16 protein-coding genes are annotated in these 18,270 nt (G+C 67.9%); 5 read left to right on the top strand and 11 right to left on the bottom strand.

Annotation, left to right across the window (positions count from 1 at the left end):
• Positions 1-34: 34 nt before the first annotated feature.
• On the bottom strand, positions 35-1,315 hold the full coding sequence (gene thrC / locus L107_RS09295) for a threonine synthase (protein ID WP_159818195.1): 1,281 nt from the start codon (positions 1,313-1,315) through the stop codon (positions 35-37).
• A 120-nt stretch (positions 1,316-1,435) separates the two neighbouring features.
• Here thrC and L107_RS09300 point away from each other — a divergent pair, with 120 nt between their 5' ends.
• The gene (locus L107_RS09300; RefSeq protein WP_159818197.1) at positions 1,436-4,318 is read left to right on the top strand and encodes a UPF0182 family protein; all 2,883 of its coding nucleotides are present in this window, start codon (positions 1,436-1,438) and stop codon (positions 4,316-4,318) included.
• 100 nt (positions 4,319-4,418) lie between these two features.
• On the opposite strand, the gene fba is transcribed toward L107_RS09300, so the two are convergent.
• The 10 genes from fba to L107_RS09350 form a co-directional block, all read right to left on the bottom strand.
• Entirely contained in the window at positions 4,419-5,492 is a 1,074-nt protein-coding gene (fba, locus tag L107_RS09305) for a class II fructose-bisphosphate aldolase (protein WP_015108367.1), read from the bottom strand.
• A 93-nt stretch (positions 5,493-5,585) separates the two neighbouring features.
• On the bottom strand, positions 5,586-6,680 hold the full coding sequence (locus L107_RS09310; RefSeq protein WP_159818199.1) for a Gfo/Idh/MocA family protein: 1,095 nt from the start codon (positions 6,678-6,680) through the stop codon (positions 5,586-5,588).
• Positions 6,667-7,113 carry a hypothetical protein gene (locus tag L107_RS09315; RefSeq protein WP_201295857.1) on the bottom strand — a complete coding sequence of 149 codons (447 nt, stop codon included), beginning with the start codon at positions 7,111-7,113 and terminating at the stop codon, positions 6,667-6,669. The genes L107_RS09310 and L107_RS09315 overlap by 14 nt, the downstream gene beginning before the upstream one ends.
• Complete coding sequence (gene accD / locus L107_RS09320; protein ID WP_106220131.1) at positions 7,110-8,000, bottom strand: acetyl-CoA carboxylase, carboxyltransferase subunit beta; 891 nt, start codon at positions 7,998-8,000, stop codon at positions 7,110-7,112. Before accD ends, L107_RS09315 begins: the two co-directional genes overlap by 4 nt.
• A 39-nt stretch (positions 8,001-8,039) precedes the next feature.
• Positions 8,040-8,891 (bottom strand): A24 family peptidase, encoded by an 852-nt coding sequence (locus tag L107_RS09325; protein ID WP_159818201.1) that lies wholly within the window; start codon positions 8,889-8,891, stop codon positions 8,040-8,042.
• Positions 8,888-9,265 (bottom strand): hypothetical protein, encoded by a 378-nt coding sequence (locus L107_RS09330; RefSeq protein WP_236550610.1) that lies wholly within the window; start codon positions 9,263-9,265, stop codon positions 8,888-8,890. The genes L107_RS09325 and L107_RS09330 overlap by 4 nt, the downstream gene beginning before the upstream one ends.
• Before the next feature lie 65 nt (positions 9,266-9,330).
• Positions 9,331-10,233, bottom strand: coding sequence for a phosphoribulokinase (locus L107_RS09335; RefSeq protein ID WP_159818203.1), 903 nt, complete (start codon positions 10,231-10,233; stop codon positions 9,331-9,333).
• Positions 10,234-10,313: 80 nt separating this feature from the next.
• On the bottom strand, positions 10,314-11,396 hold the full coding sequence (gene leuB, locus L107_RS09340) for a 3-isopropylmalate dehydrogenase (protein WP_159818205.1): 1,083 nt from the start codon (positions 11,394-11,396) through the stop codon (positions 10,314-10,316).
• Positions 11,397-11,425: 29 nt separating this feature from the next.
• Entirely contained in the window at positions 11,426-12,454 is a 1,029-nt protein-coding gene (lpxD, locus tag L107_RS09345; RefSeq protein ID WP_159818207.1) for a UDP-3-O-(3-hydroxymyristoyl)glucosamine N-acyltransferase, read from the bottom strand.
• 57 nt (positions 12,455-12,511) lie between these two features.
• Positions 12,512-13,234 (bottom strand): polysaccharide deacetylase family protein, encoded by a 723-nt coding sequence (locus L107_RS09350; RefSeq protein WP_159818209.1) that lies wholly within the window; start codon positions 13,232-13,234, stop codon positions 12,512-12,514.
• Between the two features lie 102 nt (positions 13,235-13,336).
• Here L107_RS09350 and L107_RS09355 point away from each other — a divergent pair, with 102 nt between their 5' ends.
• The 4 genes from L107_RS09355 to L107_RS09370 all read left to right on the top strand — a co-directional run bounded on the left by L107_RS09355 (position 13,337) and on the right by L107_RS09370 (position 18,235).
• A complete protein-coding gene (locus tag L107_RS09355) occupies positions 13,337-15,688 on the top strand; it encodes a S8 family peptidase (protein ID WP_159818211.1) in 2,352 nt (783 codons plus the stop codon).
• Positions 15,689-15,918: 230 nt separating this feature from the next.
• Entirely contained in the window at positions 15,919-16,128 is a 210-nt protein-coding gene (locus L107_RS09360) for a type II toxin-antitoxin system HicB family antitoxin (RefSeq protein WP_159818213.1), read from the top strand.
• Positions 16,129-16,225: 97 nt separating this feature from the next.
• On the top strand, positions 16,226-16,357 hold the full coding sequence (locus tag L107_RS17035; RefSeq protein ID WP_370515476.1) for a type II toxin-antitoxin system HicA family toxin: 132 nt from the start codon (positions 16,226-16,228) through the stop codon (positions 16,355-16,357).
• 117 nt (positions 16,358-16,474) lie between these two features.
• Complete coding sequence (locus L107_RS09370) at positions 16,475-18,235, top strand: DUF4209 domain-containing protein (protein ID WP_159818215.1); 1,761 nt, start codon at positions 16,475-16,477, stop codon at positions 18,233-18,235.
• Positions 18,236-18,270: the final 35 nt, after the last annotated feature.

The following is an 18,270-nucleotide window of genomic DNA, read 5'->3' on the forward strand; positions in this document are numbered from 1 at the left end:
GTCGAAGGGGCAGGGACGGGAAGGACGGGGGCGATCAGGCCCGGGGGGCGGCGCCGCCGTGGGAGGCCTGGGAGCGCTCCCAGGCTTCGTGGAAGCTGGCCAGCTGGGGCTCGATGGTGTAGGGAGCGCCGATGGAGGAGGCGATGGCTTCGGTGGTCTTGAGGCCGTTGCCGGTGATGTAGGCGACGGTGGTTTCCGAGGGGTCGATCTTGCCCTGCTCCACCAGCTTCTTGAGCACGGCGATGGTGGTGCCGCCGGCGGTTTCGGTGAACACCCCCTCCATCTCGGCCAGCAGCTTGATGCCGTCGATGATCTCCTCATCGGTGACGGCGGCGATGCTGCCACCGGTGCGGTTGGCGATGTCGATGGCGTAGGGGCCGTCGGCCGGGTTGCCGATGGCGATCGACTTGGCGATCGTGTTGGGCTTCACCGGGGTGATGAAGTCGCGGCCGGCGGCGAAGGCCTGGGCGATGGGGGAGCAGCCCTCCGCCTGGGCGCCGCTGAAGCGCACCGGCTTCTCGTCGACGAGGCCCACCTTGATGAATTCGTCGAAGCCCTTGCGGATCTTGGTGAACAGGGAACCGGAGGCCAGGGGCGCCACGATGTGGTCGGGCAGCTGCCAGCCGAGCTGCTCGATCACCTCGTAGCCGAGGGTCTTGGAGCCCTCGGAGTAATAGGGGCGCAGGTTGATGTTGACGAAGCCCCAGCCGTAGGTGTTGGCCACCTCCGAGCAGAGCCGGTTGACCTGGTCGTAGTTGCCCTTCACCGCCATCAGGGTGGGGTTGTAGACGAGGGTGCCGAGCACCTTGCCCAGCTCCAGATCACTGGGGATGAAGACGCAGCACTCCAGGCCGGCATGGGCGGCGATGGCGGCGGTGGAGTTGGCCAGGTTGCCGGTGGAGGCGCAGCTGACCGTGGTGAAGCCCAGTTCCCGGGCCCGGGTGAGGGCCACCGAAACGACGCGGTCCTTGAAGGACAGCGTCGGCATGTTGACGCCGTCGTTCTTGATGTAGAGGGAGGAGAGGCCGAGGCGGCGGGCGAGGCGATCCGCCTTCAGCAGGGGGGTGAAGCCGGTGCCCACATCGATGGGGTCCCCTTCGACGGGCAGGAACTCCCGGTAGCGCCAGATCGAGGTGGGGCCGGCCTCGATGGTGGCGCGGCTGACGCGGCTGCGGATGGCGTCGTAGTCGTAGACCACCTCGAGGGGCCCGAAGCAGACGTCCTCGCAGACGTGGCGGGCTCCGGCCTCGTAGGGATGACCGCATTCCTTGCAGCGCAGGCCGGTGAAGGTGGAGCGGGAGAGGGTGGCGGTCAAGGGAATCCCGGTCACTGGGGGACACGCTAACAGCGGTGTCCGGAGGCCGCCGATAAAACCGACCTCCAGCATCGGGTATTGACAGCTTGTCGCCCGCAGGGTTCTGCCTACGCTCCGGTTGTGCCCGTTCCCACCCCTCTGCCGTCCCCCCGGAGGCCCCACCCCGCCGTCGGCCTGGCCATCGCCTTCGCTCTGCTGCTGGTCCTCTGGGCGGGGGCCCGGCTGGCCATCGAATGGCTCTGGTTCGCGCAGTTCGACTTCCAGCAGATCCTGCTGCGGCGCTGGATGCTGCAGCTCTCCGCCTTCACGGCGGTCTTCGGTCTCGGTTCGGCGCTGCAGCTGGCCCAGCTCCAGCGCTGCTGGCGGCTGCGGGAGCAGGCGGCCGAGGCGCCCCGGCCGAGGGAGCCCCTGCTGCGGCTGGGCAACGGCGCCCTGGTGGCGGTGCTGATCGGCCTGGTGCTGCTGCTGGCCGGGGGCCTCAGCTACCTGATGGTGCAGGCCCGGGGACTGATCGCCGACCCCTTCAACGGCGATGTGATCACCGGCTTCTCCGTGCTCCGCGACCTGCCGCCCCTACTGGTGGCGGGCCTGGCGGGGGGCCTGCTGCTGCCCCTGCTGCTCTGGCCCCTCACCACCCTGCGCATCACCCTGGCGGCCGCCCTGGCGGGATCGGCCACGGCGGTGGCCCGGGGCTGGAGCCTCTGGCTGCCCGCCCTGCTGGCCACCCCCTTCGGCGAAGGGGATCCGCTCACCGGGCTCGACCTCTCCTTCACGGTGCTGCGCCTGCCGGCCCTGCGGCTGCTGCTGAGCGTGCTGCTGGCCCAGGGGCTGGTGGGGCTGGCGGCCTGTCTGCTGCTGACCATCGGCAGGGGCCGCAGCCTCAGCGATCTGCGCTTCGACGGGCTCAGCAAGGCCCAGCAGCGGGTGCTGCAGCCCCAGGTGGCGGCCCTGGCCGTCGTGCTGGCCCTCAGCAACGCCCTGGCGCCCTTCGACCTGATGGTGCAGGGCAGCGGCGTGGCCTCGGGGGCCGGCTACGTGGATCTGCACGTGCGCCTGCCCCTGCGGCTGCTGTTCGCGGTGCTGCTGCTGCTCACGGCCTGCGCCCTGCTGGTGCCCCTGCCCCGGGGCTGGGTGCGCCGCGGCGCCCTGCTGCCCCTGGCGGGCACGGCCCTGCTGGTGCCGATCAGCGAATGGGTGATCACGCCCCTGGCCCAGCGCTTCTGGGTGCAGCCGCGGGAGCTGGCGGTGGAGGCTCCTTACCTGGAGCGGAGCATCCGGGCCACCCGCCGCGCCTTCGGCCTCGAGAATGTGCGCTCCATCCGGCTGGAGCCCAACCAGGGCCTGACCAAGGCGGATCTGGCCAGCGCCCCCGGCACCCTCGACAACATCCGCCTCTGGGACAGCCAGCCCCTGCTGGCCGCCAACCGCCAGCTGCAGCAGCTGCGCCTGTACTACACCTTCCCTTCGGCGGACGTCGATCGCTATCCGCTGCAGGGCAAGTCGGCCCGGGACGGCTCCCAGCAGGTGCTGATCGCGGCCCGGGAGCTGGACAGCAGCGCCCTGCCGCCCGGCTCGCGCACCTGGCTGAACCGCCATCTGGTGTTCACCAACGGCCACGGCTTCACCGTTTCGCCGGTGAACGCCTTCGGGGCCGACGGCCTGCCCCTGTTCTTCGTCAAGGACCTGGGCAGCAGCGGCCGGGTGCAGGGCATCCCCGAGCTGGGCATCACCGACAAGGAGGCCCAGGCAGCCTTGCCGGTGGGCAGCCCGAGCCTGTACTTCGCCTCCGGGCCCTCCCCCTACGCGATCGCCCCCACCAAGGTGAAGGAGTTCTCCTATCCGGAGGGGGAACTGAACGTGTACACCCACTACACCGGCACCCGGGGCATCTCCCTGGCCTCACCGCTCAACCGGCTGGGGGCGGCGATCTACCTGCGGGAGCCGCGGCTGCTGTTCACCGGCTCCTTCACCGACCGCTCCCTGCTGCTGCTGCGGCGACAGGTGAACCGGCGTCTGACAGCCCTGGCGCCGTTCCTGCGTTTCGAGAGCCAGCCCTACCTGGTCACCGCCCGGGTGTCCGGCAGTGAGGGGTACCGGTCGGAGCAGTACCAGTACTGGCTGCTGGACGGCTTCACCACCAGCCGCTCCTACCCCTACAGCGATCCCAATCCCCAGGGGCTGCGCTACTTCCGCAACCCGGTGAAGGCGGTGGTGGATGCCCACGATGGCCGGCTCTGGCTGTACGTGAACGATGCCCGCGATCCGGTGCTGCGCACCTGGATCCGCGCCTTCCCGGAACTGTTCCGGCCGCTCTCGGCGATGCCGAAGGGACTGCTCGCCCACATCCGGGTGCCCAAGAGCCAGTTCGACATCCAGTCGGAGCGGCTGCTGCGCTACCACGTCACCGACGTGCGCACCTTCTACAACGGCGACGACGTCTGGTCGGTGCCCACCGAGATCTACGGCGAGAACAGCGTGCCGGTGTCGCCGTACCACCTCACCCTGCAGCTGCCGGGCGAGCAGCGGTCCGAGTTCGTGCTGCTGCTGCCCTTCACCCCGCTGAAGCGCTCCAATCTGGTGGGCTGGCTGGCGGCCCGCAACGATCCGCCCCACTACGGGGAGCTGATGCTGGTGCGCTTCCCCCAGCAGCGGCTGCTGCTCGGCCCCCAGCAGGTGACCGCCCTGATCGATCAGGACCCGACGATCAGCTTCCAGTTCGGCCTCTGGAACCGGCTCGGTTCACGGCTGTTCCGCGGCAACCTGCTGGTGCTGCCGGTGGGCGAGGGCCTGCTGTACGTGGAGCCGATCTACCTGCAGTCGAAGAGCAACGACCTGCCCACCCTGGTGCGGGTGGTGGTCACCGACGGCCGCCGCTTCGTGATGGAGCGAAGCCTGCAGCGGGCCCTGGAGCGGCTGGTGGACGCGGCCCCCACCGACAAGGAGGCGGCCGCCGGCAAGCCGCCCCTGCCCGATGGCACACCGCTGCCCCTTCCCCTGCCCTGAGTGCCCCGGCTGGCGGGCCACCCAGGGCATCGCCGGCCATGAAAAAGGGACCCCGTGGGGCCCCGATGGATCGTTACCGGATCGCTGGAGGGAACGCCGATCAGGCGGCCACGGCGGTCTTGGGATCGAGGGCACCCTTGGCGTAGAGGGTGGCGTAGTAGTTGATGTCGCGCTGCTTGATCTTGCTGGCGTTGCCGGCACACCAGAACTGCTGGTAACGGTCCAGGCAGACCTTCTTCATGTAGGCCCGGGCGGGCTTGTTGAAGTGGCGGGGATCGAAGTTGGCGGGATCCTTGGCGGCGGCTTCCCGCACGGCGGCGGTGAAGGCCAGGCGGTTGTCGGTGTCGATGTTGATCTTGCGCACGCCGTTGCGGATGCCTTCCTGGATCTCCTCGACGGGGACGCCGTAGGTCTCGGGGATGGCGCCGCCGTACTTGTTGATCATATCCAGCCATTCCTGGGGAACGGAGCTGGAGCCGTGCATCACCAGGTGGGTGTTGGGGATGGCCTTGTGGATCTCGGCGATCCGGGAGATGGCCAGCACCTCACCGGTGGGCTTGCGGGTGAACTTGTAGGCGCCGTGGCTGGTGCCGATGGCGATGGCCAGGGCGTCGACCTTGGTCTTGGCGACGAAGTCGGCCGCCTCGGCGGGGTCGGTGAGCAGCTGGGAGTGGTCGAGGGCGCCTTCGAAACCGTGGCCGTCCTCGGCCTCACCCTTGCCGGTCTCCAGGGAACCGAGGCAGCCCAGTTCGCCTTCCACGCTCACGCCGATGGCGTGGGCCACATCCACAACTTCCTTGGTGACGGCCACGTTGTACTCGTAGCTGGCGGGGGTCTTGGCGTCGGCCTCGAGGGAGCCGTCCATCATCACCGAGGTGAAACCGTTGGCGGCGGCGCCATAGCAGGTGGCGGGGCTGTTGCCGTGGTCCTGGTGCATCACCACCGGGATGTCGGGATAGGTTTCGACCGCGGCCAGGATCAGGTGGCGCAGGAAGCTTTCGCCGGCGTACTGACGGGCGCCGCGGGAGGCCTGCAGGATCACCGGGCTGTCGGTCTCGTAGGCAGCCTCCATGATCGACTGCACCTGCTCCAGGTTGTTGACGTTGAAGGCAGGAATGCCGTAGCCGTTTTCTGCGGCGTGATCCAGCAGCAGCCGAAGCGGTACGAGCGCCATGGGAAATCTCGCGGTTTTTGGGTGGGTACGGTTGCGGAGAACCGTGGTCGAAGGACGGCTGGCGGGGTCGTCCCGCCGGGTCTGCCGCGGAGTCTAGGGGATGCCCTCCAGGGTTCCTGCTCCCTGGCGGGCCCAGTCGCAGCAGCGCTGGCTGGCCACCGCCTCCGACAGGCCCGGCAGCATCGGCCGCCGCTGCCGCACCGCCTGCGACCACCAGCCCAGCAGCCGGCGCACCGGAGCGATCCGACCGTCCTCCCAGGTGCGGCCGTAGGCCAGGGCCGGATCGGCCGCCACGGGTCGCAGGGCCTCACCGGGGCGGGCCATCCACAGCTGCATGCCGTGGACGTAGTCGGCCTGGTTGCTGGAACCCAGCACCAGGGTGGCCTCACTGCCGTAGAGCTCGATCCAGTAGCCCCGCCCCGCCCGGGCCACCGAGGAGAGGGCGAGCTGGGCGGGCACGGGGCGGCCGCGGCGGTCCTCGAGGTCGAGCTGGATCAGGGCGCTGTCCTCGGCGTCCACCACCCCCATGGCCCCGGAGCCGGGGATGGGGCGCTCGGCGATGGCGGTGCTGAGGCGGGCGGTGAGGCCCCGGCTGGGGCCGATCAGCCAGTGGAGGGTGTCGAAGGCGTGGGTGCCCAGGGCACCGAGCACGCCGCCGCCGGCGGCCGCCTGGGAATACCAGCTCCAGGGGCGGCCCGGATCGGCGCGGCTGGACATCAGCCAGTCGAACCTGACCAGCCAGGGATCCCCCAGCACCCCGGCCTCCAGCAGGGCCGCCAGCTGCTGCACGTGGGGCACGGCCCGGTACTCGAAGTCGACCGCCACCACCAGGCCCCGGGCGATGGCGAGGCGCTGCAGCTCCTCCACCTGGCCGGCGTTCAGGGCCACCGGCTTCTCCAGGAACAGGTGCTTGCCCGCCTCCAGGGCCGCGCGGGCCAGGGCGAACCGGGGCTCCGGCGGTGTGGCGATCACCACCGCCTCCACGGCAGGATCGGCCAGCAGGGCGGCGAAATCGTGGAAGGCGGGCAGCTGGGCCGCCTGGCCCGCGGCGGCGGCCCGCTCCGGGCGGGGGTGCCAGAGGGCGACCGGCTCGGTGAGCGGGCCGTCCCGCAGGGCGGGCAGGATCACCTTCTCGCCGAAGCCGAGGCCGGCGACGGCGACCCGCAGGGGCGCCTCAGGCCGTCGCATCGCTCTCCCGTGGCCGGCGGGCGGCATCGCAGGCGGCGTGCAGCACCCGGATGGTGAGGTTGTCGCCGGCGGCCGGCTGCCAGGTGGCGCCCCAGCGGGGCAGGCCATTGACGGCCGTGTCGCGATAGAGCTCCTCGTCGCAGTCGAGCTGCATCACATACAGCTGGCCGACGGGGGGCCGGGCGTCCTCGGGGGCATCGGCGGCGGCGGCGGGCTGGAAACGGCTCAGCACCGAGAGCCTGCCCTCGCGATCGAAGCGCAGGCTGCCGGCATCCCACCACTGGCGGCCCTCCGGGCCGGCCTCCACCTCCTGCCAGTCGACCGGGCCGGCCATGGCGGCGGCGGGACCCGCCAGCCAGCAGCCCACCAGCAGCAGCAGCGCCAGCAGGGCGGCGACAACAGGGGTGGGGCCACCTCTTGAGGCACCGTTCATGGCACCACGGAGACGGCGGGCCGCAGGCTGCCGTGCAGCCGCAGCAGGGTGGAGAGGGTGCCGCGCAGCTGGGGTCGGGGCACGATCGTGTCGACGAAGCCGTGGTCCTGGAGGTATTCGGCGGTCTGGAAGCCCTCGGGCAGCTTCTCGCCCAGGGTCTGCTCGATCACCCGACGGCCGGCAAAGGCGATCATCGCCTTGGGCTCGGCCAGGATCAGGTCGCCGAGCATGGCGAAACTGGCGGTGACCCCACCGGTGGTGGGATGGGTGAGCAGGGGCAGGTAGAGCAGTTCGGCGCTGCGGTGGCGCTGCAGGGCGCCGGACACCTTGGCCATCTGCACCAGGCTCAGCATCCCTTCCTGCATGCGGGCGCCGCCGGAGGCGCAGACGATCAGCAGCGGATAGCGGCGGGCGGTGGCCAGCTCCACCAGGCGGGTGAGCTTCTCCCCCACCACCGAGCCCATCGAGCCGCCCATGAAGCGGAAGTCCATCACCCCCAGGGCCAGGGGCATGCCCTCCAGGCGGCAGAGGCCGGTGACCACCGCATCCCGCAGGCCCGTGGCCCGCTGGCTGTCGCGAAGCCGGTCGGCGTAGCTGCGGCGGTCCTTGAAGGCGAGGGGATCGGTGGGGGCCAGATCGGCATCGATGGGCTCGAAGCTGCCCTCATCGGCGATCAGGCGGATGCGCTCGGCGCTGTCGATGCGGTGGTGATGGCCGCAGCCCTTGCAGACACTGGCGTTGGCGATCAGGTCCTTGCGGTAGACCACCAGGCCGCATTCCGCGCACTTGCTCCAGAGGCCATCCCCCTCGTCAGCCTCAGGCCCCTTGCTGGCCCGGACGGCGGGGGCGTTCTTGCGGCGATCGGCGAACCAGTCGAACAGGGACATGGGGCGACGGCGGCGACGGGGAACGGAGACCAGTGGCCATTAAAGACCCAGGCCCCAGAGGCGCAGCCAGGGGCCGTGGCCGCCGATCCAGACCGCCAGGGCGGCGGCGGCGAGGAAGGGGCCGAAGGGGAAGGGCTGCTGGCGGCCGAGACGGCCCGTGAGGCGAGCGATGCCGCCGATCACGGCACCGCCGAGCACCGAGAGGCTGACCGCCAGCCCCAGGCCCAGGGGTCCGAGCCAGGCCCCCATCAGGGCGGCCAGCTTGGCGTCCCCCAGGCCCAGGGCCGGCCGGCCCATGGCCTTCTCGGCCAGGGCGCTGAGGGCCTCGAAGCCCAGCAGGCCGGCGGCCACCGCCAGCAGGTGGGAGAACAGCAGCCCCCGGCCCACCGCGGCCCCCTGCGGAAAACCGACGGCGGCGGTGACCGCCAGGCCGAGCAGGACCCCCCAGCGGCAGAGCGGCTCCGGAAGCCAGAGGCTGTCCAGGTCGATCAGGGCCAGGGGCAGCAGCCAGCTGGCCAGCAGCCAGCCGGCCGCCAGCAGCAGCCAGGGGCTGGGGTCGGGGCCCATCGCCGCCGGGCGGGCGAAGAGCATGGCCACCCAGAGGCCGGCGGTGAGCAGCTCCACCAGCGGGTAGCGCACGGCGATCGGCGCCCGGCAGTGGCGGCAGCGGCCGCCCAGCAGCAGCCAGCTGAGCAGCGGCACGTTCTCGTACCAGGCCAGGGAAGCGCCACAGCGCGGGCAGTGGCTGCCGGGGAACAGCAGCGACTCCTCCCGCGGCAGCCGCCAGACCACCACGTTGAGGAAGCTGCCGATGCAGGCGCCGACCAGGGCCACCAGGGGGGCCAGCAGCGGCAGCGTTTCGGTGGGGGCGAGCAGGGCGTCGGAACTCATGGCAGCGGGCGGCTGGATCCCCCGCGGGCACTGCGGCCCCGGGCCGATCGGGGGCGCAGCAGCTCCATCGGCACGAACTGTTCGTCCGGCAGGAGGATGGGCAGTTCGAACACCACCCGCCCCTGGGGGCCGGCGCCGAGCAGCACCACCCCCAGCGGCTCGGGGGCGGTGGGGCAGGCCTCGAGAAAGCGGAAGTAGACCCGGCGCGAGCAGCGCAGCAGTTCGGCGCTGTTGATGCGATCGAGGCGCAGGGCGCCGACGGACGGGGAGGCCGAGGACTCCCCGCCCCTGATCACGAAGGAGGGGCTTCCGGAGGGGGAGCCTCCGGGGCCGGACGGGTGGATGGTGGGGGGCTGGGCGGTGATGGGATTCACCGATTCCTTTCGAGGGATCTTAGGGCCGAAAGGAAGATCGAGAGAGTGATCTTCAGCCGAGCTGCTCAGTGGAGGTTCTTCTTCTCCTCGATCATCTTGTGGATGATCGGCGTGAGGATGATCTCCATGGCGAAGCCCATCTTGCCGCCGTTCACCACGATGCTGGTGGGGCTGGACATGAAGGAATCGTGGATCATGCGCAGCAGGTAGGAGAAGTCGATGCCCCACTTCTCACGGGCACCCTTGCGGAAGTGGATGATGACGAAGCTCTCGTCCGGGCTGGGGATGTTGCGGCAGATGAACGGGTTGGAGGTGTCCACCGTGGGCACCCGCTGGAAGTTGATGTCGGTGCGGCTGAACTGGGGGCAGATGTGATTGATGTAGTCGGGCATGCGGCGCAGGATCGTGTCGACGATCGCTTCGGCCGAGTAACCGCGCTCGGCGTTGTCGCGGGAGATCTTCTGGATCCACTCCAGGTTGGCGATCGGCACCACGCCGATCAGCAGATCCACCAGGGAGGCGACGTCGTAGCCGTCACCCACCACGCCCCCGTGGAGGCCTTCATAGAAGAGGAGGTCGGTGGCGCTGGGGATGGGCTCCCAGGGGGTGAACTGGCCGGGCTCCAGACTGGTGCCGAGGCGGGCGTTGTGCTCGGCCGCCTCTTCCACCGAGTGGAGGTAGTAGCGGCGGTTGCCGCTGCCGGTCTCGCCGTAGGTGCGGAACAGCTCCTCAAGCTTGTCGAAGATGTTGGCCTCGGGGCCGAAGTGGGAGAAGTTCTCGCCGCGGGCCTGGGCCTCGGCCATCGCCTGCTTCATGGGGCCCCGCTCGAAGCGGTGGAAGCTGTCGCCTTCCACCACCGCCGGGATGATGCCCTCGCGGGAGAAGATGTGCTCGAAGGCCCGTTTGACGGTGCTGGTTCCCGCTCCCGAGGAACCGGTGACAGCCACGACCGGGTGACGCTTCGACATCGACGCAGGGGGGTTGAGAGGGTGTGAGTTTGGCAGGTCGCCGGTCCGCTCCCCCCGCAGCCGTTACCGGAAGGGGGCGATCAGCCGGGCAGGGCCGCCAGCAGCTGCTCGCCCATGGCCTGGCAGCCCACCCGGGTGCAACCTTCGCTCATCAGCAGGTCGCCGGTGCGGTAGCCGGCGGCCAGCACCCGGTCGACGGCGGTCTCGAGGTCGGCGGCGGCGGCCTCCTGCTGCAGGCCCACCCGCAGCAGCATGGCGGCCGACAGCACCATGGCGATGGGGTTGGCCTTGTCCTGGCCGGCGATGTCGGGGGCGGAGCCGTGCACCGGCTCGAACAGGCCCGGGCCGTCTGCGCCGAGGGAGGCCGAAGGGAGCATGCCGATCGAGCCGGTGAGCATGGCGGCCTCGTCCGAGAGGATGTCACCGAAGAGGTTGCTGGTGAGGAGCACGTCGAACTGGCGCGGCTCGCGCACCAGCTGCATGGCGGCGTTGTCGACGTAGATGTGGCTGAGTTCGACGGCGGGGAACTCGGCGTGGATCGCCTCCACCCGGTCGCGCCACAGCTGGCTCACATCGAGCACGTTGGCCTTGTCGACCGAGCAGAGCCGGCCGCGGCGGGCCGCCGCCAGACGGAAGCCCACCCGGGCGATCCGGTCGACTTCGTGGTCGGCGTACACCATGGTGTTGAAGGCGCGCACGCCGCCGTCCACCTCGATGCGCCCCTTGGGGGTGCCGAAGTAGATGCCGCCGATGAGTTCGCGCACCACCAGCAGATCCACCCCCTCGATCACCTCGGGGCGCAGGCTGCTGGCGCCGGCCAGGGCCGGAATGATCTTCACGGGCCGCAGGTTGGCGAACAGCCCCAGGCCGGAGCGCAGGGCCAGCAGGCCGCTCTCGGGGCGCTGCTCCCGGGGCAGGGCGTCGAAGCGGGGGGCGCCGATGGCGGCGAGCAGCACCGCATCGGAGGCCCGGCAGGCGGCCAGGGTGCTCTCCGGCAGGGGCTGGCCAGTGGCGTCGATGGCGGCGCCGCCGACGGGCTGGGGGTCGAACGTGAGGCGGAAGCCGTGCCGGGCGCTCACCGCCTCCAGCAGGGTGCGGGCCACCGCGGTGATCTCCGGACCGATGCCGTCCCCCGCGAGCAGGGTGATCCTGTAGCTGGTCATCGCGAAGGGGGCCCGGGCAGCAGGCGAGGCTACTTCTGCAGCTGCCGCAGGGTGCGGGCCATCTCGGGCAGTTTGTTGAAGACGGCGGAGCAGCGCAGCCAGAGCCGGTTGGGGATGGCGGGGTAGCCGCTGACCACCTCACCGGCGGCGATCTCGCCGTGGATGCCGGACTTGGAGGAGGCGATGGCCCGGTCGCCGATCACGGCCCGGTTGGCGACGCCCACCTGGCCGGCCAGGATGACGCCGTTGCCGAGCACGGCGCCACCGGCGATGCCCACCTGGGCCGCCAGGGCGCAGCCCCTGCCCGTCACCACCCCATGGCCGACATGGACGAGGTTGTCGATCTTGGTGCCGGCACCGATGCGGGTCTCGCCGACCGACGGGCGATCGATGGTGGAGCCGCAGCCCACTTCGACGCCGTCTTCGAGCACCACCCGGCCCGTCTGGGGCATCTTCACCCACCCGGAAGCGGTGGGAACGAAGCCGAAGCCCTCGGCGCCGATCACCGCCTGCGACTGGATGACGCACCCCGCCCCGAGGCGGCTGCCGGGGTGGAGCACGGCGTTGGCGTGGATCTCGCAGCCCTCACCGAGCTGCACATCCTCATAGAGCACGACACCGGGATGGAGCACGCAGCCGGCGGCCACGACGCTGCCGGCGCCGATCACCCCATGGGCCCCCACATGGGCATCGGCGGCCACGGTCGCGCCCGCGTCAACCACGGCGCTGGGGTGAATTCCCGGGGGTTTCGGGGTGGGCGGATGCAGGGCGGCGAGGGCCTGGGCGAAGCCGAGGCGGGGATCCTGGAGGGCCACCCAGGCCAGGCCGCGCTCACTGGCCAGCTGCTGGATTTCGGCGTCGAGGGGCAGCAGCAGGGCGGCGGCGCCGCTGGCGGAGAGGGCGGCCGCCAGGGCGTTGCCGGGCTCGAGGAAGGCCAGCTGGCCGGGGCCGGCGCGATCCAGGGCTTCGGCGCCGGTGATCTCCGGATCCCCTGCCAGGTGCCGCGGGCTGCCGTCCTGCACGGCGCCGATCCGGGTGAGCAGGCTGCTGAAGCGCATTCCCCAGGGGGCGGACGGCCCGGATCGTAGGCCCCACGCCCACCGGGGGGCGCGGGATCATGCGGCCGGATCCAGCAGCTCCGCCAGCGGCACGAAGGTGTAGCCGCGGCGGCGCAGGTCGGGGATGAGGCAGCGCAGGCTCTCCAGGGTGCGGCCGCTCAGGTCCGGGGTGTCGTGCAGCACCAGGATCCCGCCGGGGTGGGCGTTGAGGCGCACGAACAGGCGCACGAACCAGAGGGGCGGCCGCAGGGTGTCCCAGGGAAACAGCGAACCCAGCACCAGGCGGTAGCGCCGGGCCGCGAGGGCGTCGAGCATGGCCCGGTGAAACCAGCCCCGCCCGGGGCGAAACCAGCGCCAGCGCAGTCTGGCGGGGGCAGCGGCCCGGGCGATCACCCGTTCGGTGTCGGCCAGCTGCTGCTGGAACTCCGCTGGAGGCAGGGCGGCGGCGGACGCGTCGCGCCAGAGGTGGTTGCCCAGGTCGTGGCCCTGCTGCAGGGCCCTTCGCGGGAAACGGGGGTCGCGCTCCAGGTGGGAGCCGATCAGGAAGAAGGTGGCCGGCACCTCGAGTTCCCGCAGCAGGGCCAGCAGGGCCTCCGATCCGGGGCTGGGGCCGTCGTCGATGGTGAGGGCCAGCGTCCTCTGCCGGCCCGGGCCGCACCAGACCACCTCCGGACACAGGGGGACCAGCAGCAGGCGGATCAGCAGCGAGGGCAGCAGCACCACCAGCACCAGCAGATCCGCCAGCACGACCAGGGCCAGCACGGTGAGGAGCAGGGTCATGGACGGGGGCGGCCTCAAGAACGATGACACCGGCGGCGGGCCGTGGTCCGGCGGCGGCGGGGCTGGCTAGGGCGGGGGATGGATCCCGTCTTGTGCGCCCCCATGACCGCCCCGAAGAGAGCCGCCGCCGCCGGCGGCGCCACCACCCCGGCCGCGCGGGGGCAGGCCCGCACGGTGATCTACTGCCACGGGATCTCCAACATGCCCCCCGAGCGGGTGCTGCGCTCGGAGTGGGACCGGGCCCTGTTCGGCGCCGACCAGGGGGAGCGCACCCGCATGGCCTACTGGGTCGACCGGGAGCGCTACCCGGAGACGGCGGGCGTCTCCACCAGGGCCCTCGGCGAGGACCGGGCCACGCTGCAGCCGGAGGCGCAGGGGCTGCTGGCCGCCTCGATCCAGGAGAGCGACACCCCGGCGGAATCGCAGGCCTTCGTGGACAGCCTGACGGCGCAGCTGGAGGCATCCGCCCGGACGGCGGCCCAGCGGGGGGTGCCGATGGGGGGCCCGGCGACGCTGTCGGTGGAGGCCAAGGGGCTGTGGAGCCCGGTGACGGCGATGTTCACCCAGGCGTTCCTGGCGGACGTGAACGACTTCCTGTTCAACGCCACCAAGCGCCAGCGCATGGTGCAGACGGTGAAGGAGCGGGTCAGCACCGGCGGCGGCCCCTTCGTGGTGGTGGGGCACAGCCAGGGGAGCATGGTCACCTACCAGGCGCTGATGGAACTGGGCGCCACCGTGGAGGTGGATCTGTACGTCACGATCGGCTCGCCGCTGGGGCTGCCCCAGGTGACCGACGTGCTGCAGAAGTGGCACGGCAGGAAGCTGCCGATCCCGGCCGGTGTGAAGCGCTGGGTGAACATCGCCCAGGACGGCGACATCGTCTGCCTCGACCAGAGCCTGGCCGACGAGTACAGCGCCTCCGGCAAGCCGACGATCATCGATGAACGGATCGAGGGGGTGGTGTGGCCGCCCAGCAAGGCCCATTCCGCCAGCCGCTATCTGTCGCGCCAGTCGACCCAGGAGACGGTGATGGCGGCGCTGGATCGCTCCCGCTTCCAGCCGGTGAGCCCGATGACGGTGGCCCGCAGCCTGGCCGATGCCCTGGATGTGGAGGCCACGGCGCGGGTGCCGGTGCTGATCGAACTGGCGGACCGCTCGACGGCAACGCCGGAGGGGGGCGATTCGCTGCAGAAGGCCCGTGACGCGGTGCTGGCGTGGATCCAGGCGAATGTGCTGCAGGGCCCGATCACCGCCGAGACGGTGTTCCTGGAGGACCAGCTGGATCGCTACGTGGCGGTGAACCTGACCCGGGCCGAGGTGGAAACGCTGGCGGGGGCGATGAGCCGCCAGTACGGCGCCACCTCACCGGCGGTGTACCGGATGTTCAGCAACAGCCGCAAGAAGGCCCTGATGCACGATTCGATCCACACCGTGCAGGCCCGCACCGCCCAGCTGGGCTACAACGCCTGCGGCCAGGGCATCACCTGGGCTGTGCTCGACACCGGCATCGACCGGCAGCACCCCCATTTCCACAACGCCAGCTTCGCGCCGGAAGGAACGATTGCCGCCGAATGGGACTGCACCGCGCGGGGGCCGGTACAGCAGGGCAGCGGCAACGACGCCAACGGCCACGGCACCCACGTGGCCGGGATCATCGCCGGCGGGCTGCTGACGGTGGGCGGCGAGGGCGGCCCCGACCTGCTGGCCATGGCCCCGAGGGCCCGGATCGTGAGCTACAAGGTGCTGGCCGACAACGGCGGCGGCTACGACGCCTGGATCATCAAGGCGATCGACCACATCTGGAAGCAGAACCAGGACGGCCGGCGCCTGGCGATCCAGGGGGTGAACCTGAGCCTGGGCGGACCGTTCGACCCGGCCAGCTTCGGCTGCGGCGATTCACCGCTGTGCGCCTCACTGCTGCGGCTGGTGCGCCAGGGGGTGCTGGTGGTGCTGGCGGCGGGCAACGAGGGCAGCGGCGACATCGTGGTGGACGGCTTCAGCGCCACCCGCTCCTTTGATCTCTCGATCGGCGATCCGGCCAACCTCGATGAGGCGATCGCCGTGGGCTCGGTGCACCCAACCCTGCCCCACCGCTACGGCACCTCCTACTTCTCCTCGCGGGGCCCCACCGCCGATGGCCGCCTCAAGCCCGACGTGGTGGGCCCGGGGGAGAAGATCCTGTCGTGCCGCAGCAGCAGCGACCCCAAACGCACCCCCAGCCGCGACAAGGGCAAGAGCCTCGATGAGCTCTACGTGGCCCTCTCCGGCACCAGCATGGCGGCGCCCCACATCAGCGGACTGCTGGCCGCGTTCCTGTCGGTGCGCACCGAATTCATCGGCTATCCCGACCGGGTGAAGCGGATCCTGCTGGAGCACTGCACCGACCTGCAGCGTGACCGCTACCACCAGGGGGCGGGCCTGCCGAATCTGTCGAAGATGTTGCTGGAGACTTGAGCGGTTCACGGGTCCGTGAACCATGGCTAAGGTTTCGCGTGACGCAGTCTCAAGGCTGGTGCCGGAGGAGCTCTCAGCGCTTGAGGCTCAGACGGATGGGTGGTTCACGGAAAGGGCTGGACTTTTGGGCGTGGTTCACGGAAACCGCCTAAGAACATGTTGGCCGGTCCCAGTGAAGAGCTGCCGACAAGCTGTGGCGGGGCTATCGTGACCGGACGCAGCTGACTCCCATGGCAAAGCAGTTCGATGTGGTGGTTGAGAGAGACTCTGAGGGCTTTTATGTTGCGAACGTGCCCGCTCTAGCCGGATGCCACACACAGGCACCGTCTCTTGATGAGTTGATGGGCCGGATCAGAGAAGCTATTGAACTCTGCCTGGAGGTTCACGACGGAAAGGTCGAACAACTGGACTTCGTTGGTGTTCAGCGAGTCACAGTCTAGACGTGTCAACATATTCTGCCGTTACAGGCAAGGCGCTCATCTTGGCACTTCGGAAGGTTGGCTTTGAGGTTCTGCGAATAAAGGGAAGCCATAATTTCTGAGACATCCCGACGGCCGAACTACTGTAGTCCCTGTTCATTCTGGTGAAACATTGGGACCTGGGTTGCTTTCCAAAATCCTGCGTGATACTGAGCAAACCAGAGATGAACTAGAGGAGCTGCTTTCTTGAGCGAAGAGGGCCGGCCAAACAGCCCCTCGAGTGGACAGGCCACGGAAAACCCTCTGCTTCGCCACCGCAAGATCTTTGCCTGCCACTCAGGGGCAGCGTTAGACCGACCCTTAAGTCATGAACCCTGAATTCCAAAATGTCAAGAACTTATTGGATGAGCTTGAACTGGAGCTCAAGCTAGATGAGCGCACCGTCGAAGAACGCCTTAGACGACTTCGGGCTGAAGGGTCAAGTGAACCACCATGCAAGGAATTTCTATATGAACTGATGGCTTTTGCTTTTATGGAGACATCTGATGCTGATGGATCGCACTGGGGAACTTACTTCTGCCCTCAAATGATACGGACTAATCCCGATGGAACCTCCATAGAGTATCCCAGCCTTTCAAATGTTGATGCGGCAACGATTGGCTATTGGAGTTCTAGATCTAGTCAGTCATCAAATGTGGCAATGAAGGCAAGATATTCGGATTTGGTATGGGATCTTTGCCTTAAGTGCACAGGAGTGAAGCCTAGTCATACATTTGCCCTTACTTCCGCTGATGCTCTGCTTACTCTCGTTGAGAACGGCATGAGTTTACAACCCATAGATTCGATTAAAAAGCTTCGTCGCGCATTCATTCTTGGAATAAGCCTGAGAAATCAACAGCTGATTGAGAGAGCTAAGAACGCAGCGCTTAGCCTTGAAGAAAAGATCTCAGAGGACAACAAGCCCGGGCTTTGGGGTTTCTGCTTTGATCTTATTGTTGAAAACAAGAAAGTCCAGAGGACTTCAGAAGAAGAAAGTCAGATAGTGGCACATCTTGAGGCTCGATTCTCTCGTCTTCTGTCGAATGGTAGCCTTTGGCCATGCGAGTGTGCTGCAAGAAGACTTAGTAGATACTATCGAACAAAAGGCATGACCAATGAGATGGAGAGGGTAATCAAAGCCTTTGGCGGATTATGCCAGGCAACTGCGAGAAATTCGCCTCCATTGGCGGCACACGAAATCCTCAAACAAGCATATTCGATTTATAGGGAGTTCAATATAACCGATGCGCTCGCTCAAGTTCTGATTGAGCTAAGAGAGCTGGGTCCAGACCTAATTGACAGCATGCTCACACATGAATTCACAGCCGAGCTGCCCAAGGAAGAGTTGCTCCAGTTCGCACAAGAAATGGTACGCGGGGAGTACACTCATGTTTTCTCAAGAATAGCTATACAGTACCTTCCTTCGATTCGCGAAAGCAAACATCGCTTAGACGAGGGAATTCAGAAGTATCCTCTCGCATTCATGTTTCCTCGACAAGTCTGCGACAGAGAGGGCAGGGTTGTTTCCACCATAGGTCCGGTTGAAACAGACTACGACGGATTGCTCATAGGCCAGGTTTCACAGGATATGAATATCTACTCAGTTTCGCTTGATACAGTCCTTAAGCGTGCCGTCGAAGAGCATAATCTTAATCCACAGCTCATTGTAGAATACCTCTATGATTCAACGGTATTCCCATCTTCTCAGCATGGACTGCTAATCGAGGGGATCGCCAAGTATCTTGATGGAGATTATCTAGCTGCAAATCATATTCTGACGCCGCGCATTGAGGTTGTCCTACGGAGCATTGTAGAACAATTGGGTGGTACTGTGCTGAAAGAGGCTCGAGGAGGAGGATTTTACTTGAGAAGTGTCGATGAGCTTTTGCGTTCAGAGCAGATGCATGATGTATTCGGAAGTGACATATGCCTGTACTTGAGAGTGCTTTTATCTGACCCGCGGGGTTGGAATGTGAGAAACGACATCTGCCACGGGCTTGGGGCTGAGATTTGCCTTTCCAAAGCTGTATCTGATCGGCTTATTCATGTTTTTCTTTTGTTTGGTCAGTTGCGGCCAAAATCGGTCTAACAAGCCCTTCGAGTGGACAGGCCGCCATCCACTCT

The sequence above is a fragment of the Cyanobium sp. Copco_Reservoir_LC18 genome, assembly GCF_009834675.1.
Taxonomy (GTDB): domain Bacteria; phylum Cyanobacteriota; class Cyanobacteriia; order PCC-6307; family Cyanobiaceae; genus Cyanobium; species Cyanobium minutissimum.